This is a genomic window from Accumulibacter sp., assembly GCF_031732815.1.
Lineage (GTDB): Bacteria > Pseudomonadota > Gammaproteobacteria > Burkholderiales > Rhodocyclaceae > Accumulibacter.
The window spans coordinates 1-6,231 of sequence record NZ_JAVMKF010000090.1 but is presented as its reverse complement, the minus strand read 5'-3'; the positions used below and the strand labels follow the sequence as shown (position 1 = coordinate 6,231).

Here is a 6,231-nt window from a genome sequence, read left to right as displayed (position 1 = left end):
CAATGGCAGGGCAAGGTGCTGGTGATCAATTTCTGGGCGAGCTGGTGCGCGCCTTGTGTTGAAGAGATGCCCGTCTTCTCCCGTCTGCACGAGCGTCATGTCGCGCAGGGGGTGCAGTTTGTCGGCATTGGCGTTGACGACGTCGACAAGTTGCGCAGTTTCGTCAGCACGCGACCGGTCAGCTATCCAGTGCTCGTGGCGGGGAGTGAAACGACTGCCCTACCCGGAGTCAATTTACGCGGCTTGCCCTACACGCTGGTGCTCGACCGTAACGGGCAGGTCGACAGCTTCCGCCTTGGGCGTCTCGACGAAGCGACACTCGACCCCATTCTGCGCCGATTGTCGGCGCCATGAGCCGGGCTAGCCTGATCAGCGCTTTTCTTCGCTGACCGACAGATCACTGACATGCAGTTGTAGCGGCGGGCTGAAGGCCAGTGTGCAGGCGTGTTCGTGTCCGATCAGCGCCTTCGGCAGGGGGACGACATCGACGTCGGTCACGCCGACTTCGATCATTCCCAGACGCACGGCAGCCTCGCGCGACAGATCGATCAGGCGGGTGCGGTGGCCCATGCGGTCGTTGACCTTGACCACTACGCAACGCGCCGACGTCTGGCGGCGGACGGCGACCAGCGTGCCGAGCGGGAAGCGATTGCTCGCTGCGGAAATGTTTTCATGGTGGAAGCGCTCGCCGGATGCGGTCTTTCGCCCAGTAAAGCTCGCTCCGTAGAAACTGGCTCGCCCGGATATGATCGGCGGCGAGCTCGGCCATTGGCCGAGTGCGCCGAGCTGTGGCGTGTTGCCAGCGGCAGCCGCCAGGCCGGGCAGGAGTGTGGCGAGGAGAAGCCCGCCGGCCAGGCCAGCGCACGCTCGGGCGAGCGAGCGTCCGATCGGCGGCGGGCTGGCCGACGCCAGCGGCCGCTTGCTTTGGTCGGTCTGCTGACGGTCGGTGGGAGGCCGTCCTTGCCTTGTTAGCGGGCTGCGGCTTGCCGCCGGCTGTTGACTCACTTGCCGAGCGCGCCGAAGACGGTTTGCAGGAGCTTTGATCCGGTGCCGATCGGATCCTTGCGGATGGCCTTTTCCTGCTCGGCAATCATCAGGAACAGGCCATCGAGCGCCTTCTGGGTGACGTAGCTGTCAAGGTTCGCGTCCTTTTCGTCGAGCAGGCCGAGTTTGGCCGCCTGGCCGGCGTAGCGGTTGTACTGATCGCTCAACTGGACCTTGGCCGTCGCCTGTTTGACGATCGGCAGGAAGCGTTCGCCGATCGGCGCCGAAGTCGTGCGCTTGAAGTACTGGGTGGCCGCGTCGTCGCCTCCAGTCAGGATTCCTTTCGCATCGCTGAAGCTCATGTTGCGCACCGCGTCGAGAAGGATGGGTTTGGCTTCGACCACCGCCGACTCGGCCGCGCGGTTCATCGTCGCGATCAATTCGTCGGCCTGTTTCTTCATTCCGAGCCGGCGCATCACTTTTTCGGCGGCGCGTAGCGAGTCGGGCAGCGGAATGCGCACGCGCGCGTCGCCCATGAATCCGTCGGTCTTGCCAAGCTGGTTGACGGCGACTTCCGCACCGCGCGCCAGCGCCTCCCTCAGCCCCGACGAGGTATCGTTCGCCGACAACTCGCCGACACCGCTGGCCAGCGTCTGTCCACCGATCAGCAGAGCGCTTACAATGGCAAGAATTCGTATCAGGTGCCGCATGATGAGTTTCTCCCTATGGTTGGTCGTCAGGGGTGGGCGCGAAAACCGCGCAAGCATAGCCTGTCCCCTGCGCCAAGGACAAGCCTCGTGCCCACCGCCGGGTAGCCAACCGAGTTTTCTTCCTGGTCCGAGCCGCCGCGCATGAGGAAACACGTCCTGCCCGATTGGCTGCGTCGTCTGTTGATGCGCAGCGTCGGCCATCGCTACTATTCGCTGGTGGTGACCGTGATCGCTTTTGCCGCGACCATCACGTTCAGCTTCCCCTTTGTCGCCGTCCTCATCCCGGCTGTTCTCCTGGCGCCCAGACGCTGGCGCGCGCTCGGCTTCTGGTGTGGTGTGGCGAGCGGTTGCGGCGCTGCCGTGCTGGTCGAAATCTTCCAGTATCTCGGCTGGGAGTTCATTCTTGTCCGCTATCCCGAGCTGGTGCACAGCGAGGCCTGGCGCGTCGCCAGCGAATGGCTGCAACGCTGGGGACTCTTGGCGATGCTGGTCATCGCCGGCTCGCCGATGCCGCAGACGCCGGCCCTGCTTTTCTGCGCACTGGCCAACGTTTCGACGCCGGGCATCCTGCTCGCAGTCGGCGTCGGCAAGACGGTCAAATATCTGTTTCTCGCCTGGGCCACGGCCCATTATCCGGCGCGCTTCGTGCGCTACAACTGACGCCGCCGGGCCAGGCGACGTGCCTGGTCCGGCGCGGCGCGTTCAAGCGAGGCCAGCGTCGTGTGCCTGCGCGTCTGCCCAGTAGCTCGAGCGCACCAGCGGACCGCAGGCAGCCGCGCTGAAACCCATGATGCGGGCTTGCTCAGCGTAGCCGTCGAAAACCGTCGGATGAACGTAGCGGTCGACCGGCAAGTGATGGGTAGACGGCGCCAGATACTGCCCGATGGTGAGCATGTCGACGCCGTTGGCGCGTAAATCGCGCAGGACGTCGACGATTTCGTCGTCGGTCTCGCCGAGTCCGACCATCAGGCCGGACTTGGTCGGTACCTGCGGGTAGCGGGCCTTGAAAGCGCGCAGAAAGGCCAGCGAATGCGCGTAGTCGGCACCCGGACGCGCTTGCCGGTAGAGGCGGGGGACCGTTTCGAGATTGTGATTCAGGATGTCCGGCAAGGACTTGCCAAGAACTTCCAGAGCTAGCTGCATGCGTCCACGGAAGTCAGGAACCAGCGTTTCGATCGTCGTCTGGGGTGAGGCCCGGCGAACGGCGGCAAGTACCTCGACGAAATGGCCGGCGCCGCCGTCACGCAGATCGTCGCGGTCGACGCTGGTGATCACGACATAGCGCAACTTCAGCCGGGCGACGCTGGCGGCAAGCTTGGCCGGCTCGTCGGGGTCGGGTGGCAGCGGCTTGCCGTGGCCGACATCGCAGAACGGGCAGCGGCGCGTGCAGATGTCGCCGAGAATCATGAAGGTTGCGGTACCGCGCCCGAAGCACTCGCCGATGTTCGGACAGGCCGCTTCTTCGCAGACCGTGTGCAGTTGGTGGTCACGCAGCAGACGCTTGATTTCGCCGAAACGGCCGCTCTCGTTGCCTGCCTTGACGCGAATCCACTCGGGTTTTCGCTGCGGTGTCTGGGCGACGATGCGCAGCGGAATGCGTGCTGTCTTCAGTTCTCCCTTTTGCTTGTTGCCGGCAACGCGGGTGGCCGATCCCGCCGCCGCATCGTCCTGGTCGTGCCCGTTCATCAGCGCTCCTCCAGTTGTCTTGCCAGTTGTCCGACGAGCCCTGCCGACGCCTGTTGAGGAGTGAGCGCGAGGCCAAGGTCGGCGGTCTGCGTCACCTGCAGGCCAGGATAGCCGCATGGGTTGATCGCCGCAAATGGGCTTAAATCCATGTCAACATTGAGGCTCAGCCCGTGGTAGCAGCACGCCCGGCGCACGCGCAGGCCAAGCGCGGCGATCTTCGCGCCGCCGACATAGACGCCAGGCGCGGCAGCCCGGCGCTGGGCCGCGATCCCGTGCCCGGCGAGGAATTCGATGACCGACTGTTCGATCAAGTTGACCACCTCGCGCACTTTCAGACGTCTTCGGTTAAGGTCGAGCAACAGGTAGATGACCACCTGACCCGGCCCGTGATAAGTGATCTGCCCACCGCGGTCGGTGCGCACCAGCGGGATGCCGATTTCGGCGAGCAGATGCTCTGCTCGGCCGGCTTGCCCCAGGGTGAACACCGGCGGGTGTTCGCAGCACCAGAGCTCGTCGTCGGTCTCCGCCGTCCGCGCCAGCGTGAAGTCAAGCATCGCTTGCCAGGTGGGCCGGTAGTCGCAGCGGCCGAGATTCCGGATGCGCAAGGCCCCACCGACTGCGTCCCTTGCTCCGGGCAAGCGCACTTCCGGCGCGCCGGGTGGCTCGCCGGTCAGCGGGTTCATAGCACCATCCTGACCAGCGCGTGCGCGCACAGTTCCCGATACAGCGCATCGAGCTGTTGTCGGCTGACGGCGTTGATCGTACAGCTCAGGCTGAGGTACTTGCCGGCGCTGGAAGCGCGTACTTGCAGGCTGGCGCCGGAGAAGTCGGGTGCATGCCGCTGCACCACGGCGATCACTGCCGGGGCCAGTCCGGCGTTGGCCAGGCCAATGACTTTCAGCGGAAACGCGCAGGGGAAGCCGAACGGATCGTCGGCTTGACGGGAGGCCGCCGGCGTTTCTCCTGCGTCGGTCATGGCCTGTCGCCAGGGCGCCGCCGGCAGCGCAGGCGGGCTGCTCTCATTTCTGCGTTTCCACCATCACCAGCGGTTCGTCGGAGACTTCAAGCACCACCCGCTGCCGGCGGGCGGGGCGCGGCGTGCTCGTCGGGGGCGCCGGTGGCGGCGCTGTCGGCAGCTTCTGCGGGCTGGTTTCAACCATGATCAAGCCGCTGCTCGCCGCCGTTTCGCGTATCGTCTCGGCGAGGTTCTCGGCCAGCGTGTCGCGCGCCAGCTCGGCTGGCGCGGCGTCGGCCGGGGCGCTCGGCAGGAAGCGCTGGTCGAGCGTCTGCTCGGACGCCGCGGCAGAGTCCTCCAGCGGAGCTGCCGGTGCTCGCGCGGCCGCGTCTTGCCCGCTCGGCGAGGTGTTCGCCGGGCTACTGCTGGTGGCAACGGCAGGTGGCGCGGGCGCTTGGCTGTCGACCTCCGGCAGGGGATCGAGTGGCTTGGGCGCGCCAACGGCTTCCACTGCGTTGACGACGATCGGCGCGGCGGACGCCGCCGCCTCGCCGACAGCTTCCTTGGCGGGAGCCTTTTCGACCACCATCTGCGCCGCTTCCGGCCTGCCGCGCCGGTTTTGCCCGGCGGGCTCGGCGGCGCCCGGTGCCACGGCAGGTGGTCCATCAGGCGGCAGCGGCCGGTTGTCCGGTGTGCTTCTGCCCGTCCCGTCAGCTGCGCCAGCGCTGCCATTGAGCAGATCAAGCTGGCCATCAGCTTGCTCGTTGCGCTCGCGCCGGCCGCCGCGCCGGCCGCGGCGGCGCGTGCCGTTCGTGGTCTCGTCTGTACTGGCTTCATTCGGCGCGACGGCTGCCCGCGGGGGGGTGGCCGGCGGCGCGTTTTCGCTCTTGCTCTCGTTGCCAGCGACCGGTGCCGGCTCGCGTCGCTCGCCGCGTTGTCGGCGCGGCGCGCGTACGTCACGTGCCTCGCGTGGGTCTCGCGTATCGCGTGTGTCGCGCGGCTTGCTGGTCTCGCCGCGCGTACTCGAGGCCGCGGTCGCCGCGCCCTCGCGCGCGTTGCGCGCTGCTTCGCCGGGCTCACGGGTATCCTCGCGGCGCATCGGGCGAACGCCTTCTCGGCCAGCTTCGCGCGCCTGGCTACGGACTGCGGCGGGGCGCGGTGGGCGCGTTTCCGGTTCGCTGGCCTGCGCGGCGGGCTCCGCCTTGTGGCGAAACCAGGAAAGGACGCGGCTGAGGAAGCGGCTGGCGGCCGTCGTCGGCTTTTCGCTGCGCGGCTCGGCAGCCTCACTGACGATGGGGGCGGGTTGCGCGGCCGTCACTCCCTTGATGGCGGCTTCAGCGCGTGGCGCGCGGTTGTCCGTCGTGCTGGTTCCCTCCTTGCCGCTTTCCTCAGCCGGCGTGCCGACCATGCGGTACGATGGTTGCTGCAGCTCTTCCTGGCCCGCTTCGTCGTGCCGGATGCGGCTCACCGAATGCTGCGGCGTTTCCAGATGCATGTTGGGAATCAACAGGATGCTCACCTTGTGCCGCTGCTCGACGGCCTGCACTTCGCTGCGTTTCTCGTTCAGCAGGAAGGTTGCAACGTCGATCGGGACCTGCGCGTGCACTGCCGCCGTGCTGTCCTTCATGGCTTCCTCCTCGAGGATGCGCAGGATGTGCAGGGCGGCCGACTCGGTGCTCCGGATATGGCCTGTTCCCGAACAGCGCGGACAGGGAATGTAGCTGGTTTCGGCGAGCGCCGGACGCAGGCGCTGGCGGGACAGTTCGAGCAGGCCGAAACGGCTGATCTTGCCGGTCTGCACGCGCGCGCGGTCGAAGCGCAGCGCTTCGCGTACCCGGTTTTCCACCTCGCGCTGGTTGCGCTGGTTCTCCATGTCGATGAAGTCGATGATGATCA

At 66.8% G+C, this 6,231-nt stretch carries 8 protein-coding genes; 2 read left to right on the top strand and 6 right to left on the bottom strand.

What is annotated here, in order from left to right; all coding sequences use genetic code 11:
- Positions 1-354, top strand: a 354-nt coding sequence (locus RKP46_RS07185; RefSeq protein WP_311106016.1) for a TlpA disulfide reductase family protein, incomplete at its 5' end; no start/stop codon positions are given.
- A 15-nt stretch (positions 355-369) separates the two neighbouring features.
- Here RKP46_RS07185 and RKP46_RS07180 read toward each other — a convergent pair.
- On the bottom strand, positions 370-1,005 hold the full coding sequence (locus RKP46_RS07180) for a septal ring lytic transglycosylase RlpA family protein (protein ID WP_311106015.1): 636 nt from the start codon (positions 1,003-1,005) through the stop codon (positions 370-372).
- Positions 1,002-1,694, bottom strand: a complete 693-nt coding sequence (locus tag RKP46_RS07175) for a DUF4197 domain-containing protein (protein ID WP_311106014.1) — start codon at positions 1,692-1,694, stop codon at positions 1,002-1,004. The genes RKP46_RS07180 and RKP46_RS07175 overlap by 4 nt, the downstream gene beginning before the upstream one ends.
- 141 nt (positions 1,695-1,835) lie before the next feature.
- Between RKP46_RS07175 and RKP46_RS07170 the strand changes: the two genes are divergently transcribed.
- On the top strand, positions 1,836-2,354 hold the full coding sequence (locus RKP46_RS07170; RefSeq protein ID WP_311106013.1) for a hypothetical protein: 519 nt from the start codon (positions 1,836-1,838) through the stop codon (positions 2,352-2,354).
- Between the two features lie 42 nt (positions 2,355-2,396).
- Here RKP46_RS07170 and lipA read toward each other — a convergent pair whose 3' ends face one another.
- From lipA to RKP46_RS07150, 4 genes are all read right to left on the bottom strand, one after another.
- Positions 2,397-3,380 carry a lipoyl synthase gene (gene lipA / locus RKP46_RS07165; protein ID WP_311106012.1) on the bottom strand — a complete coding sequence of 328 codons (984 nt, stop codon included), beginning with the start codon at positions 3,378-3,380 and terminating at the stop codon, positions 2,397-2,399.
- Positions 3,380-4,063, bottom strand: coding sequence for a lipoyl(octanoyl) transferase LipB (lipB, locus tag RKP46_RS07160; RefSeq protein ID WP_311106011.1), 684 nt, complete (start codon positions 4,061-4,063; stop codon positions 3,380-3,382). Before lipB ends, lipA begins: the two co-directional genes overlap by 1 nt.
- A complete protein-coding gene (locus RKP46_RS07155) occupies positions 4,060-4,356 on the bottom strand; it encodes a DUF493 domain-containing protein (protein ID WP_311106010.1) in 297 nt (98 codons plus the stop codon). Before RKP46_RS07155 ends, lipB begins: the two co-directional genes overlap by 4 nt.
- A gap of 43 nt (positions 4,357-4,399) precedes the next feature.
- Positions 4,400-6,231 (bottom strand): ribonuclease E/G (locus RKP46_RS07150; RefSeq protein ID WP_311106009.1); only part of this gene is annotated, 1,832 nt, incomplete at its 5' end.

Excerpts from the sequence above, each read along its gene's own strand:
- RKP46_RS07155 (WP_311106010.1), bottom strand. The coding sequence starts at position 4,356 with ATGACCGACGCAGGAGAAACGCCGGCGGCCTCCCGTCAAGCCGACGAT.
- RKP46_RS07170 (WP_311106013.1), top strand. The coding sequence starts at position 1,836 with ATGAGGAAACACGTCCTGCCCGATTGGCTGCGTCGTCTGTTGATGCGC.
- lipA (WP_311106012.1), bottom strand. The coding sequence starts at position 3,380 with ATGAACGGGCACGACCAGGACGATGCGGCGGCGGGATCGGCCACCCGC.
- RKP46_RS07175 (WP_311106014.1), bottom strand. The coding sequence starts at position 1,694 with ATGCGGCACCTGATACGAATTCTTGCCATTGTAAGCGCTCTGCTGATC.
- lipB (WP_311106011.1), bottom strand. The coding sequence starts at position 4,063 with ATGAACCCGCTGACCGGCGAGCCACCCGGCGCGCCGGAAGTGCGCTTG.